Source organism: Tullyiplasma multilocale ATCC 49900 (assembly GCF_000483165.1).
Lineage (GTDB): Bacteria > Bacillota_I > Bacilli_A > Mycoplasmatales > Mycoplasmataceae > Tullyiplasma > Tullyiplasma multilocale.
The window spans coordinates 227,785-245,873 of the sequence record NZ_AXXW01000005.1 but is presented as its reverse complement, the minus strand read 5'-3'; the positions used below and the strand labels follow the sequence as shown (position 1 = coordinate 245,873).

The 18,089-nt window shown below is 30.7% G+C and carries 14 protein-coding genes and 1 riboswitch; of the genes, 11 read left to right on the top strand and 3 right to left on the bottom strand.

Annotated features, from left to right (window positions below; translation table 4 throughout):
* Positions 1 to 34: 34 nt before the first annotated feature.
* The gene (locus tag G319_RS08965; protein WP_026389314.1) at positions 35 to 871 is read right to left on the bottom strand and encodes an aldo/keto reductase; all 837 of its coding nucleotides are present in this window, start codon (positions 869 to 871) and stop codon (positions 35 to 37) included.
* 128 nt (positions 872 to 999) lie between these two features.
* Between G319_RS08965 and metG the strand changes: the two genes are divergently transcribed.
* From metG to G319_RS08960, 3 genes are all read left to right on the top strand, one after another.
* On the top strand, positions 1,000 to 2,526 hold the full coding sequence (gene metG, locus G319_RS0101170) for a methionine--tRNA ligase (RefSeq protein WP_026389313.1): 1,527 nt from the start codon (positions 1,000 to 1,002) through the stop codon (positions 2,524 to 2,526).
* Between the two features lie 211 nt (positions 2,527 to 2,737).
* Positions 2,738 to 3,772, top strand: coding sequence for a GNAT family N-acetyltransferase (locus G319_RS0101165; protein WP_026389312.1), 1,035 nt, complete (start codon positions 2,738 to 2,740; stop codon positions 3,770 to 3,772).
* A 63-nt stretch (positions 3,773 to 3,835) separates the two neighbouring features.
* Positions 3,836 to 4,942, top strand: coding sequence for an acyltransferase family protein (locus G319_RS08960; RefSeq protein ID WP_026389311.1), 1,107 nt, complete (start codon positions 3,836 to 3,838; stop codon positions 4,940 to 4,942).
* A 109-nt stretch (positions 4,943 to 5,051) separates the two neighbouring features.
* On the opposite strand, the gene G319_RS0101155 is transcribed toward G319_RS08960, so the two are convergent.
* Positions 5,052 to 5,654, bottom strand: coding sequence for an FMN-dependent NADH-azoreductase (locus tag G319_RS0101155; protein WP_026389310.1), 603 nt, complete (start codon positions 5,652 to 5,654; stop codon positions 5,052 to 5,054).
* A 46-nt stretch (positions 5,655 to 5,700) separates the two neighbouring features.
* The gene (locus G319_RS0101150; protein WP_026389309.1) at positions 5,701 to 6,198 is read right to left on the bottom strand and encodes an isochorismatase family protein; all 498 of its coding nucleotides are present in this window, start codon (positions 6,196 to 6,198) and stop codon (positions 5,701 to 5,703) included.
* A 177-nt stretch (positions 6,199 to 6,375) separates the two neighbouring features.
* On the opposite strand from G319_RS0101150, the gene G319_RS0101145 reads away from it, so the two are divergent.
* From G319_RS0101145 to G319_RS08950, 8 genes are all read left to right on the top strand, one after another.
* Positions 6,376 to 7,134, top strand: a complete 759-nt coding sequence (locus G319_RS0101145; RefSeq protein ID WP_026389308.1) for a MurR/RpiR family transcriptional regulator — start codon at positions 6,376 to 6,378, stop codon at positions 7,132 to 7,134.
* A 199-nt stretch (positions 7,135 to 7,333) separates the two neighbouring features.
* Positions 7,334 to 9,220, top strand: a complete 1,887-nt coding sequence (gene mnmG, locus G319_RS0101140) for a tRNA uridine-5-carboxymethylaminomethyl(34) synthesis enzyme MnmG (protein ID WP_026389307.1) — start codon at positions 7,334 to 7,336, stop codon at positions 9,218 to 9,220.
* Between the two features lie 67 nt (positions 9,221 to 9,287).
* Positions 9,288 to 9,815: an NUDIX hydrolase gene (locus G319_RS0101135; RefSeq protein WP_026389306.1), complete on the top strand. Its 528-nt coding sequence runs from the start codon at positions 9,288 to 9,290 to the stop codon at positions 9,813 to 9,815.
* A gap of 62 nt (positions 9,816 to 9,877) precedes the next feature.
* A riboswitch (purine riboswitch) is annotated at positions 9,878 to 9,972 on the top strand.
* A 73-nt stretch (positions 9,973 to 10,045) separates the two neighbouring features.
* Complete coding sequence (locus tag G319_RS0101130) at positions 10,046 to 11,338, top strand: adenylosuccinate synthase (protein ID WP_026389305.1); 1,293 nt, start codon at positions 10,046 to 10,048, stop codon at positions 11,336 to 11,338.
* 1 nt (position 11,339) lies between these two features.
* Positions 11,340 to 12,638 (top strand): adenylosuccinate lyase, encoded by a 1,299-nt coding sequence (gene purB, locus G319_RS0101125; protein WP_026389304.1) that lies wholly within the window; start codon positions 11,340 to 11,342, stop codon positions 12,636 to 12,638.
* 112 nt (positions 12,639 to 12,750) lie between these two features.
* Positions 12,751 to 13,593 (top strand): HU family DNA-binding protein, encoded by an 843-nt coding sequence (locus G319_RS08955; RefSeq protein WP_051350840.1) that lies wholly within the window; start codon positions 12,751 to 12,753, stop codon positions 13,591 to 13,593.
* 79 nt (positions 13,594 to 13,672) lie between these two features.
* On the top strand, positions 13,673 to 16,351 hold the full coding sequence (locus G319_RS0101115) for an HAD-IC family P-type ATPase (RefSeq protein WP_035358726.1): 2,679 nt from the start codon (positions 13,673 to 13,675) through the stop codon (positions 16,349 to 16,351).
* 103 nt (positions 16,352 to 16,454) lie between these two features.
* Positions 16,455 to 18,065: an APC family permease gene (locus G319_RS08950; protein ID WP_051350839.1), complete on the top strand. Its 1,611-nt coding sequence runs from the start codon at positions 16,455 to 16,457 to the stop codon at positions 18,063 to 18,065.
* Positions 18,066 to 18,089: the final 24 nt, after the last annotated feature.

The following is an 18,089-nucleotide window of genomic DNA, read 5'->3' as shown; positions in this document are numbered from 1 at the left end:
GAAATAATAAAAACCACAAATGTGGTTGTGGTTTTTATATTCAAGATTCAGCAGTTTTAATTGGATCTCAATCTAACTTAGTTTTATCATCTAGTTCATCAATTTTTTTAAAATCGTCTGCGTCCAATTCGAAATTACCGATATTGTGATTTTCATAAATTCTTGAGGGAGTCACAGATTTCGGAATTACTAGTATTCCCTGTTGTAAAGCTCATTGTAGTGAAACTTGAGAAGGGGTTGCGTGATATTTGTTTGCAACGTCAATCAATTGCTGAAATTCGTTAACTTTTCCACGCATGATTGTTTGGTAAGAGACAATTTTAATACCCTTAGTCTTACAATATTTAATTAAATCCTTTTGCTGATACTGAGGGTTTAGTTCAACTTGATTAACCATTGGTTTTATGTTGACTTTTTCAATAAAATCTTCTAAATTTTTAATTGTAAAATTCGACACACCAATCGCTTTAACCTTTCCGGCTTTATAGACTTCTTCAAGCCCTTTGTAAACTTCGCTTGAGTAAATACTTGGTCAGTGTATGAGTACTAGATCAATATAATTTGTGTCTAATTCTTTCAACATTTGTTCAACTTGAACCATTGCATCTTGTTTTGTTTTGGCATTTACTCAAACTTTCGAGGTTATGAATAAATCACCTCTGTTTAGATTAGCTTCTTTCAAAGCCTTTCCGATTATTTTTTGATTTTTATAATATATGGCAGTGTCGATATGTTTATAACCAACACTTATGGCATATTTAATAGCTTTGACAGAATCTTGAGTGTCATCCATCTTATAAGTTCCTAATCCGAATACAGGCATTTTTACTCCATTACTTAATGTTTCATATCTATCAGTGATTTTTCTCATAATAGACCTCCTAACTTAATTATACTCTTGATAACCATTTATCAAATTAAGTGGTTATCTACTTATTTTTTATTACTATTTAAATAAATAAGATAAAATTATAATAATGAAAGAAAGAGGTATCATATATGCCAAAGAAATTTTACGTAACAACACCAATTTACTACCCAAGTGGTAACTTACATTTAGGACATGCCTATACTACAACACTAGCGGACATCCTAAAAAGATATAAAGAAATGCAAGGTTATGAAACTTACTTTTTAACTGGAAGTGATGAACACGGTCAAAAGATTGAATCTAAAGCCAAAGAAGCTGGTTTGGAACCAATGGATTATTTAGAAGACAAAATTGAAAACTTCAAAACACTATGAACAAAATTAAATATTGATTATGATAAATTCATCAGAACCACAGATGACTATCATGAAGAAACTGTTAAAAAGATCTTTTCACTATTTATTGAAAAAGATTTAATTTTTAAAGGTGATTATGAAGGTTTATATTGTGTAAGTTGTGAAGAATTCTTAAATGCGGATCAAATGGATGAAGAAGGGAATTGTAAAATCTCTGGAAACAAACCAGAATTAGTAAAAGAAGATACTTACTTCTTAAAAACTTCAGAATTCCAAGAATTCATTGAAGGGGTTTTATCTAGTGATTTCTTAATTCCTGAATATAGAAGAACAGAAATGTTAAAAAACTTCGTTGAACCAGGTATTAGAGATTTATCTGTAACTAGAACATCATTCAAATGAGGTATTCCAATTAACGAAGATCCAAACCACGTGGTTTATGTTTGACTAGATGCTCTAACAAACTACATTACTGGTTTAGGTTACCTACAAGAAGATTCGTCTCTTTTTGAAAAATTCTGACAAGATCCAGAAACTGAAATTTTACAATTAGCTGGTAAAGAAATTATTCGTTTCCATGCAATTTATTGACCGATAATTTTAGAGGGGTTAGCTTTACGTCAACCAACTCATTTATTAGGACACGGATGAATTTTAAATAAAGATACTAAAATGTCTAAATCATTAGGAAATGTAGTTGAACCTATTGCTTTAATTGAAGAATATGGAGCTGATGCATTGAGATTCTATATTGCAAATGATTTACCAACTGACAAAGATGGTAACTTTACAATGGACTTATTTAAAGAATCATTTAATGCACACTTAGCTAATAACATGGGTAACTTAATTTCTCGTGTTAACAACATGATTACTAAATACTTTGACGGACATTTAGGTGAAGATTTAACTCAAGTTAATGAGGAACTAACTAAACTTGGTGTTCAAACAATCGATAGATATCAAGAATTAATGGATCAATACAAAATTAGCGAAGCTATCAGAGTTGTTTTGGACTTAGGACAAGCATGTAATAAATACATTGAAGAGTCAGCTCCTTGAAACTTAGAAAAGGAAGGTAAATTAGATGAATTAAAAGTTGTCATGACTACATTACAAAGAAACATTTCAATCATCTCTTATCTAATGAAACCAATCTTAGTTATGAATTCAAATATTATGATTGAACAATGCGGTTTAGAAGGAATAGAATTATCATTTAATGATCTAAAAACTTTCAAAAACATTAAGTTTAATAAACTAGGAGATAAAGCCGTTATCTTCCAAAGATTAAAATAGACTGAAAATAAGCCACGGGACATAAAAATGTTACGTGGCTTATTTTATTTACAGAACTTAATGGTGGTGTTTATTTAAAAAAAGTTGGAATGCTTAATTTGTGAAAAACTAATATTTTATTAGAAAATGATTATGTGCAGAAGGTTATAATTGTTGAATTAAGTCTAATTAAAATGTATAATAAAAAAGCAATAAATGATAGGAATATTTAATGGGAAAATATAAATTAAAAATAGTTAATTTGCATAATGAAACTGAAGTGAAAATGATTACTGAATTTGTTAACAAGGAAAATTTTAAACTCGAAGATTTTGATTATTCAATTTACCTTGTTAATGAGAAAGATAAAATAATAGCCACTTGTTCTAAAAGATTAAATGTTTTAAAATGTCTTGTTGTTAGTCCTGATTACCACGGACAAAATTTAGCCAAGATATTGATTGAAGTTATTACAAAACAAATTCAACAAGAGAAATTCGAGGAAGTATTCGTAATAACTAAGAGCGAAAACAAAACTTTTTTTGAAAAATATAATTTTAATTTGATATATTCAAATGGCAAAACTATGTTTATGACTAATAACAAAAGCTCTATACAAAGTTACAAAGACCATATCATAGAGAATTCAAAAAAGGGTGAGAATGGAGCAATTGTCGTTAATGCCAATCCTTTTACAAAGGGACATCTATATTTGGTTGAAACGGCAGCAAGTGAAGTTGAAAACTTATATGTCATACCAGTAAAAGAAGATGCAAGTTTTTTCAGCTATGAAGAAAGATTGGCCATGATCAAAAGCGGGACTCGACACTTAAAAAATGTCAAAGTTTTAGATGGGAGTAATTACATTATTTCAAAATCAATTTTCCCTAGTTACTTTATTCAATGTCCAGAGGAACTTATTAAACAACAGACTAGATTTGATTCTGAAGTTTTTTGTGAGCTTTTCAAAGAAGGGCTTAACATTAAAAAGCGTTTTGTTGGCACTGAACCATTCAGTCCCACAACTAAAATGTACAACGACGCAATGAAAGAGGTCCTGTGTAGCAATGATATCCAAGTCATAGAGATTGAAAGAATCAAGTTTAATGGAACGGAAATAAGTGCCAGTTTATGTCGCAGATTATTAGAGGATGATTTCGAAAAGTTAGTTGATCTAGTGCCTCTCACAACGATAGATGCTCTTAGAGGGATGGACTTAAAATCTAAGATTGAAATTAATCGAGATAAAATAATAAAAACGCATTAAGGTAGGAATTAAAGTTTAGTCAAAAATAATAAACTATTAATAAATTTTGCATGAGGAGGTCATATGGAAGTTAAAAAACAAGTCATAGCAAGAAATGCAGCGATAGATTTAACAAAAGTTATCCTTGCTATTTTCGTTATAATTTATCATCAATACTACTGGCAAATATTATCTTTCGCTCCTGGTCTAAATGTCTTCTCAAGTTGGATTTACTCAACGTTTGTTTTGCCGCTTGTGGTTCCGGTAGCCTTTTTTATTCTATCATCGGGTTTTTTATCCAATCTAAAAGAAAATCCATCATATAGGAGTTTTTATAACTATGGAATTAGTCTTTTTATATATTGAATTTTAGCTTTGGCTTTAGGAGCTATAATTATTTTTGGAGCTAAAGTTGACTGAGCTTACTGAAAAGTTGTTTCGTATGGTGGTAGATATTGATGATATGTTTGAGCTTTTTTCATTGTGAAGGCACTTTCACCCATCATTAATATTGGCTTAAGAAAAGTTAATAAATGAGGGTCACTAATAGTTATTGTTATAATATTTAGTTTGTCTACTTTTTATATGAATGAGTCATCAATGCCATTTGGTGCTGGAGATACAATAATGTTATTAAGTCTATATATGTTTGGCGGATGATTGGCCGTTTATGGTAAAAGAATAATGACTTCAAAAATTTCTTTGAGACTATCGACCGCAATATTAATTTTAGGAATTATTATCCCTCTTATTTTGAAAATAATTTCATATTCGATGAATAGCACACTTATAAATGATGCTGAACTCGATAAGACTACATCCTTAATAACCGTCATTTACGGATTAGCTCTGTTTATTTTGGTTTGAAATATTAAGATACCTGAAAATAAATTTTTGGAACAATTAAAATACACCTTCATGCCAGTATACCTATTTCATTTTTATTTTGAGATGTTGTTGAATAAATATATATGATCAACAATACCTATATTTAAAACCCATGATGTATACTACGAATTAAGTGTTCTAGTTGCATTAATTACATGAATTATAACTTTGACATTCGCGTTTGCTGTGGGTTATCCAACGGCTAAGTTAACTAATGTTATTCAACAATATGGTGAAAAGAGCATTATATGAACCGCGGGAAAAGTCAAGAAAAAAACATTAGCGGACCAAAAAGAAGAATAATAAATATATTCTCGTTGTAAAAAAGTAATGAAAATGCTCGTGATTTTGTAAATCACGAGCATTTTCATCTAAATATTAGTTCGGTTTCCATTATATCTAATTGAAGAAATTAAAATCTCCCTGCAATGTTTTTAATTTCTTCAATTTTAGTTTCAACAATTTCTTGTTCATTCATGCCTTTGAACTTGTTTGAATCTGTGCCGTCCAGTAATAAAGTTCCATTAACATTATTTGTTGTTAAAAAACTTCAGAAGTTAAATAACCAACCACTGTGGTCAGCTCATGGATAATGTTCAATAGGGGCTCCTTGAGTTGCGATTACTTGCACTCTTAAGTTGTTTAATAATCCAATTGCTCTATCATCGATACCCATTTTATAAGAAAAGACCTTTCCTGCAACCATAATGTGATCCATGAAGTTAGCGAGAGTTGTCGGAATTTTATAGTTGTAACTTGGCGAAACAATAACAAGTTTGTCAATTGATTTTAATTTATCAATATATTTGCCAGAATTTTCATAACTGTAAAATTCCTCTATGTTTGTTGTGTTCAAGTTCATTTGGGCCATCGGTTCGTAGTTTAAATCCAATGTTTCAATGACATCGTTAGGGTTCAATATTCCATATTCTTCTAAGAACTTTTTTAGAAGTAATTCAGAACGAGAATTTTCGGAATTTGCAATTGTTGTTTTTAATACTAATACTTTTTTCATTTTCATTCCTCTATATTAAAACCCCATTCTAAGAATGAGGTCGTTTTTATAATTTAATTATATTTTCAAATCCAGCACAACCGTTTAAGTCTAAATTAACTTTGTAATCTAATTTAACAGCACTAGAAACTGTGTTTGCAACGCAGATATCGGTAGCTACTCCAACAATTGTTAATTCCTTAACTTCAAGCTTAGATAATAATTCGTGTAATCCATTTGAATTACCTTTTTCATCAAAGAAAGCGCTATAACTTTCAATATCTTTATTTTGTCCTTTTAAGATAATGTGATCTGCTAAAGATTCATCAAAGAAAAGTGTTGATCCAATTTTATTTTGTTCACAATGATTTCCTCATTGTTCAAAAGAATAATGATCTGATGGATGTCAATCTTTAGATGCAATTACAAGATTTCCTTCATTTTTGAAAAGTGTAATTAAATCTTTAATGTAGTTTTCTAATTTTTCAGCTCCAGGAACATATAGGTTTCCTTTTGGACTAACAAAATCGTATTGGTAGTCGACTATTAATAATGCATGTTTCATATATACCTCACTTTAATTATTTTATAATAAAAAACACTAATAAAAACACATAAAAACTTTCACATAACAAAAGAAAACAATAATAAAATATTAAAGTTATAATTTCGGTTTTAGCAAGTTGTCAATTCAATAAAACACAAATACAAAGTGTTATACTATCAAAAAGAGGGAATTGATATGAGTTTCAAAGAGAAGTTAGAAAGTTATAAAAATTTAAACGATGGTACTGTGGCTTCAATTCTTGCCCGTGAATTTCATAACCAGTTATTAAATGATGAGTTCCTTTCAATTGAAGAGACTTCTAAAAAAACTAATGTCAGTACGAGTGCCATTACAAAGTTTGCCCAAAGATTTGGATTTTCGGGTTTCAAGGAATTATCTAAAAGACTGAAGTTAATAAGTACAGATTTTAATCAATTTCAACCCAACGAAAGTATTGAAAGACTTGATCAACTAGCAATTAATTTAAGAGATATTATTGCGGAATTTGATAAAAAATATCGTAAGATGCTTTTGGAAATTTCCCAAATCGTAATGGATTCTAAGGGGAGAATTTACATAGTGCATAGCCAAGTTTTGTCTCAGCAAGCGCAATTTGTATATGATTTACTTTTAATGGCTAAAGCTGAAGTATATATGAACAATAATAATGTCTTTAGCTATCCCTTATACAACACAATCCAAGAAGATGATATTGTCATCATGCTGGTGGCTGGTCATGGTAATGAGACATTGTATTTAACTTACGAGTTGGTAAAACCTATCACTAACAATATATTTATTGCTACAACCATTTCTCATATGGATAAGTTTGCAGAAGAAAAGTATGTTATTAGTACAGATTCTAACGAAGTGTCAGCAAATATAATTTATCGAAAATTAATTTGAGATTATCTAATAGCTCAAATTTACACAATTCTTTATGAAATTAAATAATTTGACTTTTACCAAATTTATCTTAAAATAATATTGAAATAAATATGTAATATCTATCTTTAAAACAAGGATAGATATTACATATTTTTACTTTATCTATTATAATTAAACATAGTTAATAATTGTCAAAGGATTAATAACTAAACTTATTGTTTATATGTCAAAGATATAACAGTCTATAGAAAGAGATTTATATACTATGAAAAATAAAAACTATGATGTTTTAGTTGTTGGTGGAGGACATGCTGGAGTAGAAGCTGCATTAGCTGCTGCTCGTTTAGGTAAAAGTACCGCTTTAATAAATTTATATGAAGATAGAATTGCTGCAATGCCATGTAACCCAAGTGTTGGAGGACCTGCCAAAGGGATTGTTGTTCGTGAGATCGATGCCTTAGGTGGAGAAATGGCCAAAGCGGCTGATGCCACTGCTTTACAAACTAAACTATTAAACTCATCAAGAGGGCCCGGAGTTTGAGCCTTAAGAGTTCAATCTGATAAACATGAATATTCAAAATACATGCAAAACAAAGTTAAGACTCAAGAAAACTTAGATTTGATTGCTGATACAGTTGAAGGATTATTATACAATGATCAAAAAGAGGTTTATGGAGTTAAAATGTCTGATGGAAGTGAAATCCATTCTAAAGTAGTTGTATTAACAACAGGAACTTATTTGAAAGCTGAAATTTTACGTGGAGTTGAAAGACATGCTTCAGGACCAAACGAGGAGAAAACTACGACAGGTATTTCTGGATCATTAAAAGATTTAGGATTATCATTATTACGTTTTAAAACAGGAACTCCTGCAAGAGTTTACAAAGATTCTGTTGACGTTTCAAAAGCAACACCAGAACCTGGAACAAATGCTCAACTTGCATTTAGTTTTTCAACGAGAGAATATACTCCGATTGAAGAACAAGAGTTGTGTTATTTAATTCATACAACACCAGAAACTAAAAAAATTATTGAAGATAACTTAGAAAGAAGTGCTATGTATTCTGGAACAGTTGATTCAATTGGACCACGTTATTGTCCTTCTTTTGAAGATAAAATCGTTAGATTCCCCGACAAAGAAGTGCACCAAATTTTCATTGAACCAGAATCAATGACAGATGACGCATACTACATTCAAGGTTTCTCAACATCAATGCCATTAGATGTTCAAGAACTAATGTTGAAATCTTTACCCGGTTTTGAAAATATGAGAGTTAAAGCTTGATCATATGCAATTGAATATGATTGTTTAGATCCAATGCAATTAACACCAAGCCTAGAACTTAAAGACGTTAAAAACTTATTCACAGCTGGTCAAATCAATGGAACTAGTGGATATGAAGAAGCCGCCGGACAAGGTTTATTAGCGGGAATCAATGCTGTTAGAAAAATTGATGGTAAAGATCCATTAATTCTACGTCGTGACGAAGCTTATCTTGGAGTACTTATTGATGATTTAATTAATAAGGGGGTATGAGAACCATACCGTTTATTAACATCACGTGCAGAACACAGATTATTATTGAGAAATGATAATGCTGAACAACGTCTAAAAGAATATGGAAGAGAAATAGGACTAATTAATGATGCTGAGTGAAATGACTACCAACAATATCTAAAAGAAATTGATATTGCAGTAGAAGAATTAAAAGAAATTAGATTCACTCCTAAATCAGAGCTATCTCAAATCTTAAAAGAAAAAGGACAAGCTGATTTAAGTCATGGGTATAGTGCTTATGAAATAATTAAAATTCCAACAGTGGATGTTAATGAAATGATCCCTTTCATTCCTTCAATGCAAAACATGAGGGTTAACCAAATCCAATCAATTACAATTAATATTAGATTTGAAGGATATGTTAAAAAAGAACGTCAACAAGTTGAAAAACAAATCAAATTGGAGAAAAAACAAATCCCATCAGATATCGACTACAACAATGTTGAAAACCTAGCAACTGAAGCAAGACAAAAATTGATTAAAGTAAGACCTTTAAATATTGGTCAAGCATCAAGAATTACCGGGGTAAACCCAGCTGACATTCAAATGTTATTATTCTATCTAAAATCAAAATATGCAAACCAAAATAAATAAGCGACTGTGATCGCTTATTTTTTTTATTTATGAATTATACTATTAGGAAAGAGTGGGGATATTTTAAATGGAAATTCTAGATTTATATGATTCGAATAGAATCAAAACTGATAAGACTCATGTTAGGGGTGAAAAGGTTCCTGAGGGTTTTTATCGTATAGTTGCAAGAGTAATTGTTCTAAATGAAAATAATCAAATCTTGATTCAAAAACGTCAAGATACAAAAGGAAGAAAATCTTGAGACAACTATTGAGATTTCAGTGCTGCTGGTTCTGTTAGTTCTGGTGAAACTAGCCAGCAAGCTGTGGAAAGAGAATTAAAAGAAGAATTAGGTCTTGAACATGATTTCACAAATACTAGGCCAGCCTCCACAATTAATTTTTTTGAAGGCTTCGAAGATTTTTACATTATTAGAAAACCGATGAGGGATATTAAAAAAGTGGTTTTGCAACAAGAAGAAGTTTCTGAAGTTAGATGAGCAAGTAAAATCGAAATCCTAAAGATGATGGAAAGTGGAGAATTCATTCCCTGAAACAAAGATATTTTAAATTTAATATTTTCAATCGAGGGTAAGTGAAGTAGTTTTGATATTTAGCCAAATTAAATTAATTATCGGTTTTTAAATAATAGATAGTTAATTCCATATATAATAAGGATATAAATTGAATATAGAAAACTTATATAATCCTGCATATTGGGCAGGAGTCTCTACCTTACACCGATGTAAGATTATGAGTTATTAACTAGCTAAAAAAAAGCCGTGAGTTTTCGTCGACGCCATTTTTTAGCTAGTTTTTTATTTTGAGTTTTCAATACGGGGGAAATATGAAAAGAAATTTTAAATCATTAGTTGTTGTTGGAACACAATGAGGAGATGAAGGGAAAGGTAAAATTACTGACTACTTCGCACAAAAAGCTGAAATGGTTGTACGTTTTGCTGGTGGAGACAATGCTGGACACATGATTGAATTTGGTGGTAAAAGACACAAAGTAACAATCGTACCTTCAGGAATTTTCAACAAAGATGTTTTAAATGTTATTGGTAACGGGACAGTTGTTAACTTAGAAAAATTAGTTTCAGAAATGAAAAGACTTCAAGAATCAGGTGTCGATACATCTAATTTATTTGTGTCAGATCGTGCACACTTAATTTTTGACTGACATTGTAAAATTGACGAACTTCAAGAAGAAGCTCGTAAAGAACAAAAAATCGGAACTACAAAAAGAGGGATTGGTCCAACTTATGCTGATAAAGCATCACGTTATGGAATTAGAGTTTGTGATGTAACACAACCAAACTTTAAAGCTGTATTACAAGAAAATGTAGATTACCACAATGAAATCATTACAAAAATTTATGGTGGACAACCATATACTTTTGAAGAAGTTTATACAAAATTAATGGAAAACTTCGAAGTTATTAAAAATAACATCGTTGATTCAGGTGAACTAGTTGCTAATGCTATTGAGGCAAATAAATTTGTTTTATTTGAAGGGGCACAAGGAGTTCTTTTAGATATTGATCACGGAACATACCCATTTGTAACATCATCAAGTTGTTCAGCAAACAATGCTTCAACTGGAGCTGGTGTTCATGCTAAACACATTGAAAAAGTAGTTGGGGTTGCTAAAGCGTACAACACACGTGTTGGGGCTGGAGGAATGCCTACTGAATTATTGGATGAAACAGCTCACAGATTACGTGAACGTGGAAATGAATATGGATCAAACTCAGGACGTCCAAGAAGAATTGGTTGATTTGATGCTGTTGCTATGAAATATGCAGCAAGAGTTGGAGGAGTTGATGAATTGTTCTTAACTCTATTCGATGTTCTTGATGAAGAAGCTACAATTAAAATTTGTGTAGCTTATGAATTAGATGGAAAACAAATTACAACAATGCCAGCAAATGATAATGACTTATTAAGATGTAAACCTGTTTATATTGAAATGCCGGGATGACAAGAAGACATCACTAAAGTTACGTCATTTGATCAATTACCTGAAAATGCTAAGGCATATATGAATAAAATTTCTGAAGTTACTGGATGTGAATTCTTAGGATTCTCAGTAGGACCTGATAGAACTCAAACAATTATGTTGAAAGAAGCATTTTAATATGATCGAAAGATATAGCGTAAAAGAAATTCAAGAAATTTGATCTGATCAAAATAAATATGATACTTGATTAAAAGTTGAACAACTAATTTGTGAAGCATGAGCTAAAACTGGTTTAATTTCACAAACTGAAATTGATTTAATTAACACTAAAACAAAAGTAGATTTACCAAGAATGTTGGAAATTGAAGAAATGACTAAACACGATGTGGTGGCATTCACAAGAATGTTATCTGAACAACTAGGAAGAGAATCTCGTTGAGTACACTTGGGAATTACTTCAACTGATATTGTTGATACTGCACAAAATGTAATGATCAAAGCTTCAAATGAAGTATTATCAAGTGAACTTGTAAATATTAGTAAAACATTAGAAAAGCTATCATTTGAAAACAAGAATGTTTTAATAATGGGTAGAACTCACGGAATGTATGGTGAACCAACTTCATTAGGATTGAAATTCGCCTTATGATTTGACGAAATTCAAAGACAAATTCAAAGACTGGACTTAGCTAGAAAACAAATTGAAGTAGCTAAAGTTTCTGGTTCAATGGGGAACTATGCAAATCTTGAATTGGAAATTGAAGAATATGTAGCTGAACAACTTGGTTTAGATATTGATAATATCTCAACACAAGTTACACAACGCGATCGCCACGCCTTCTTGGTTGAAGTGTTTGCAAATATTGCTTCAACTCTTGAAAAAATTACTACCGAAATTAGATTATTTCAAAGATCAGATGTCAATGAAATGGCAGAAGGCTTCTCTTCTAAACAAAAAGGAAGTTCTTCAATGCCACATAAGAAAAATCCAATTTCGTCTGAAAACATTGCTGGATTATCTAGATATATAAAAGGGCAAGTATTTGTAGCTTTAGAAAATAATAATTTATGACATGAAAGAGATATTTCACATTCATCTAACGAACGTATTATCCTTCCGGATTTATATAATACATTAATCTATGTAATTAGACGTATGAATAATACTTTGACAGACTTAGTAATTAACTATGAAATGATTTCTAAACATATTAAAGAAGCTAATAATATACATTTCTCTCAAAGATTATTAACTTATATTATTATGAATAATAAAGATGTAACAAGAGAAGAAGTATACGACTTGATTCAATCAACAACCTTGTTATGTCTATCTACAAAAAGTGATTTTAAAGAGTTGGTACTAGAGAGTGAATTGACAAATTTCATCAGTGAATCTGAAATTAATGAAATTTTTAACAATGAATTCTTCTTGAGACAAACTGACAAGATTTTCAAAAAAGTGTTTGCTAAATAATAGCAACATTTTTTCTTTACATAAAAGAAAGTAATTTTAAGGCCGAAAATGAAATTTTTTGTCTTAAAATGATATGATAATAAAAATAATGTAAAAAGTGGAGGAATATCATATGGATATCAAGATCGTAGATCAAAACAAAGGGAAGAATTTTATTAACTATGCATCAGCATTTTTCTTAGTAATGTTTTTAGCATCATTCTTAATCGGAATGTTAATCAAAATTATCAACCCAGCTGTAAACATGGATGAAGGTTTAACAAAAGACTTTATCTATGGACCAACAGGAGTAATTAGTTTTTCAACTGCTAAATTTTCTGAACACATCATGTTCAGAGCAGATTTTATTGCTAACATTTACTTACTAATCATTGCACCAGTAACATTCTTTATTTGAGCAGTATTCGTTATTGCATCAATTTACTTCTCAGGAACAGATGTAATCTTTACTGAAGAATTAATTGAAGGTCAAGAAATTGTAGAAGAAGATGCTTGTTGTGCTACAACTCCAGCAATTACTGAATGTGAAGAAGTTAAAACTGAAACACCTGTAGTTGAAGAAGTTAAAGAAGAAGTTAAAGCTAAAAAAGTTGAGGTTGTTAAAGTTGAACAAACAGTTTTAGTTGAAGCAACTGAAGCAACTAAAGTTAAAAAAGCAAAAATTAAATACCCTCAAGTTTCAAAAGGACAAATTTTAGCAAAAATTCAAGAAGAAAACCCTGAAATGACTAAAAAGTCAGTTTCATTAATTGTTAATGAATTATTTGCTACAATGGAAGCTCAATTAGACAAGGGTGAAGAAATCGTTATTAATGGTTTTGGTAAACTTTCAGTTGTTGATAAACCCGAAAGAGAAAGCAAAAACCCTATGAACGGTGAAGTTGTAGTTGTGCCTGCTCACAAAACAGCTAAATTCAAAATTGCTAAAAACTTAAAAGAAAACATGAATAAATAATAAAGAATTCTTCGGAATTCTTTTTTTATTGCCAATTACAAAACCCGTGGTGCTAAAATCAAACTAAGAGGTAATTAGCATGAAACAAAAAGAAATCAAAGAGCTTAAATACAATGAGGAAGCTAAGGTTATCAATATAGCCAATTCTAATATTAATAACCTATCTGAAGTTATGAATTCAAATATTGGGATTGATAAATCGGAGAGAGAAGCACAAGAAGATAAATTTGGTAAAAATGAAATCATTCCGCCGAAATTTTCACACATCAAGAAATTTCTAGAGGCTATTACAGAACCCTTTAATCTTTTATTGTGAGTAATTGGGATTATCGAAATGGTAATTTTCTTCACTGTTAAAGACATAAACGGTGGGTATGATTACATAAACTTGATTTCTTCAATAATGGTTATATTCATGGTTTTCCTAGCGGGTACAGTTGATTACAGACAGGAATTTAAGGCCTATAAAACCAATCTAGAACTTAACAAAATGATTGAGAATAATTTCTTAATTTATAATGGGGAATTGAAAGATCTTGATAATATCAATTTTGTTGAACTTAAAAAAGATCTTATTTTCAAAGAACAATCGGAATTATTAATTGGTGATGTAATTGTTCTACATCAAGGTGATATCATTCCGGCTGATGCTAGAATCTTGTGACAACAAAACTTATTGATAGATCAATCAACCCTTACCGGAGAAAGTCAAAGTGTTACTAAATCAGTGGACAATGCAGAAGCAAGACTTATTGATCTTCAAAATATAATATTCGCACAAACCACAGTTGTTGCTGGAACATGCGTTGCTGTCATCATAAATACAGCAGAACAAAATTATGCTTCTTCAATAATTAAAATGGTTGAAGAAGATGAGGAAAGTGATTACGAAAAAGGTTTGGCTAAAATTACTAAAATTTTGGTATCTTCAATTCTTATAATGGTTCCAATCATCTTTTTAGCAGCCTTTGGACGTAATGGTTGAACTGATTGAGCAAACCCTTTAATATTTGCTCTTTCAATTGCAGTGGCTCTTACACCTGAAGCTTTACCAGCTATTATTTCTTCTAACTTGAAATTAGGGAGCAAGCAATTGGCAAAAGGTAAAGTTGTAATTAAGAACTTAGCGGTTGTTCAAAATATGGGAAGCGTAAATATTTTAGCAACTGATAAAACTGGAACATTAACATTGGATGAAATTGAACTTAATCACTGGTGTAATTTAGATAGCACTCAAGACACTGGGTTGTCAAAGTTACTATTTCTAAATGCTGCTTACCAGCAAAACCTTTCAAATAATATTGATCGCGCAATTTACAAAAAATTTGAAAATGATTTTTCAGTAAAAGATTACACAATAATAAAAGACATTCCCTTTGATCATGAAACAAGAACCACATCCGTTTTACTTAAATACAAAGAGGATATGTTTCAAATTACAAAAGGATCAGTTGAAGAAATGTTATCTAATATTTCATTTATTAGAAAAAATGATGAAGTTATTAAAATCACAAATGCTGACATAGAAGACATCAAAAAAATTATAGCTAAGTGAACAAAGGATGGTTTCAGAACAATAGTTGTCGCTACAAAACAAACTTCAGAAATTGATTATTCTGATATGATTTTTGAAGGATTAGCCTTTTTTGAAGATGTTTTAAAACCAGGTGTTATTGAAGCTATCAAAATCATCAAAGAATACAATATTGATTTAAAAGTGTTAACAGGTGACGCTGAAGATATCGCTATTAATATCGCAAATAAAATTGGGATGGATAATGTCCAAACTATCTTAGGTTCTGAAATTGACAGAATGACAAATCAAGAATTGAGTAAAGTTGTAGAGTCAATCAACATCTTCTCTAAACTATCACCAATAAATAAGGCGGTAGTGGTAGATCTACTTAAAAAGGATAATGTCGTAGCGTTCCTAGGTGATGGTGTAAATGATGCACCAGCACTTAGAAGAGCTGACGTTGGAATATCTGTTAATAATGGAACACCTTTAGCAAAAGCTGCAGCTGATGTAATTCTTTTAGAAAAAGATTTGGCAGTATTGGAAAATTCATTCGTTAAAGGGAGAGAAATTTTCTCTAATGCAATTAAATATATAAAAATAACGGTTGCAGCCAACTTTGGGATAATGATAAGCCTGTTGATATCAGCATTGTGATTTGAATTTGCGGCAATGTCACCAATTCAATTATTGATTCAAAACTTAATTTTTGATTTTGCAAATCTGATCTTTGTTTTCGATAGTGTTGATAAAGACACGGTTAGAAAGCCAATGAAGTGAAATACAAATACAATTATTCCATTCGGTATTTGAAATGGTTTAGTTGAAACAATAATTTCTGTATTAAACTTCGTCATACTTGGTTTTGGATTTGGAATGCTTCAAAATGGGGCACAAATAACAGATCCAGAAACTCTTAACCAATTTCAGACAGCATTCTTTTTAGAATCTATGCTGACACACATCTTGATAATTTTTGTTTATAGAACTGAAAAAATATCATTTATTCAATCTCGTCCATCTAAAACATTGTGACTAGGGATGTTGGGGTTTGCCACAATTCCATTTATGTTCATTTTCATTGATGGTTCATTAGAAAAACCTAACTTAAACTTTGCACCAATGCTAGGAGACGAAAAAGCTTGATGATGACTTGTTTTGGTCGGGTTGCTGGTCTTGGCTTGAATTCTTGCCGAAACCTTTAAATTCGCCTATAAAAAGGTCTTTAAAAGCTGGTTATAAGATTAAATTTCATAAATAAAAAAAGTAAATCTAAAAAAAGATTTACTTTTTTTATATAGTCTTATACAATAATTGAAACTTAAATATTATAGGAGAAATTTTTATGAAAAAAGGCAAGACAAGTAGTTCTAAGTTCTTTGAATTCATGACGTTATTTACAATGGTTCTTGGTATCTTAATTGGTACTGGAATTTACATGAAAAATAATGAATTGTTAACAGGAACTCAAAACCCAATTATTGCGATTATTCTTTGAATAGTTGTTGGATTAGTGTGTGTTGGAACTGTCTATATCTTTTTAGAAATATCTTCATCAACAAAAGACTTTGGAAATGGAACAGTTGGAAATTGATCAAAGTTATTTATTAATAGAAGAGCTGCATCATTGTTTTCAATGATGTATACAGTCGTTTATGTTCCTAGTTGTCAATCAATTTTCTCAGCTATGTTCTTAACATACTTTTTCCAAGCGGCAGGTCTACGGTTATCAGCTGAAGAAATGTTTACTATTTACTTACTAGTTGGAATAACAATGATCGTTACATTTACAATGATTAATGTCTACAGCCAAACTGTTTCAAGATCAATTCAAGTTTTTGGAACAGCATTTAAATTCATTCCATTATTAATTGCATTAGTGGCTGGATTTGTATTGGCAGGAACACACGATGGAGCTATGTGAGTGGATGATCAAGGTTGATCAACTTCATCGTTCGATGTTGGTTTATTCTTCCGTGGATTTGGTGGGATTTTATTCTCATTCGATGGATTCATTTATATTGCAAATGCTCAAAAAACAGCTAAACACAAACAAGTTGTTCCTAAAGCGTTATTAGCTGGAATGGTCTTCGTAGCAGTATTTTATGTATTGATGGCTATATCACTATTCTTAGGTTCTCCAGATGGTTCAATCGTGCAATTACTAGAAAGAGTCTTTTCTGGTGGTAGTGTTGGCGGAGCTGGTGCTGATACTGCAAGAATAATCACATCAGTTATTTCAATGATTATCTGTATTCTTGGAGTTAACACTTTCTCATTTATTGGGGTTGTGGGACATGAATCAGATGCTAGAGCTAAACTTTTCTATTCAAGAAATAGAAAAGCCAGTTTATTTAAATCAGGAATGACTCAAATCGCATGTTCAGTAGTTATTTATACATTGTTCTTAACAATCGGTTTATTAACTATGGATAAAGCAGGACATGAATTATTATCTAACCTTGATTATAATAGAGCAGTTACTAACTCAATGGTTAAATTCATTGGGATTATGTCTTCAACTGCATCTTGTTTAGGATTCGGGGTTGTTTCATCATTAATCTTTGTTGGTATATTAAATAGGAAAACAAACAAAGTAAAAGTAGATAAAGTAAAAGGTTTCGTACCAATTGCCTGAATATGTGGAATATTAATGGCAAGTTTCGTAATCTTAGGGATATTTACTTTCCTAGTTCCTAATAATGTACTATATGGAGATATAAAGGTTTCATGATCAAAATCTGATGGTTTACCTTTCTTAATATTACTTTCAATAGAACTAGGTGTTATATTGACATTATTCTTAATTCAAGAATACATGTTCAAAAAAGACCCATTTGTTGAAGGATTTGACGGAGAATTAGAAGCGAGTGAAAACTTCAAAATTCTACCTTGAATCAAATCTAAAACAAAAGCAGTATTTAAGAAAACTAAAGAATCAGAATTGGCTAAATAATTGTTTACAATATTTCCAATATTT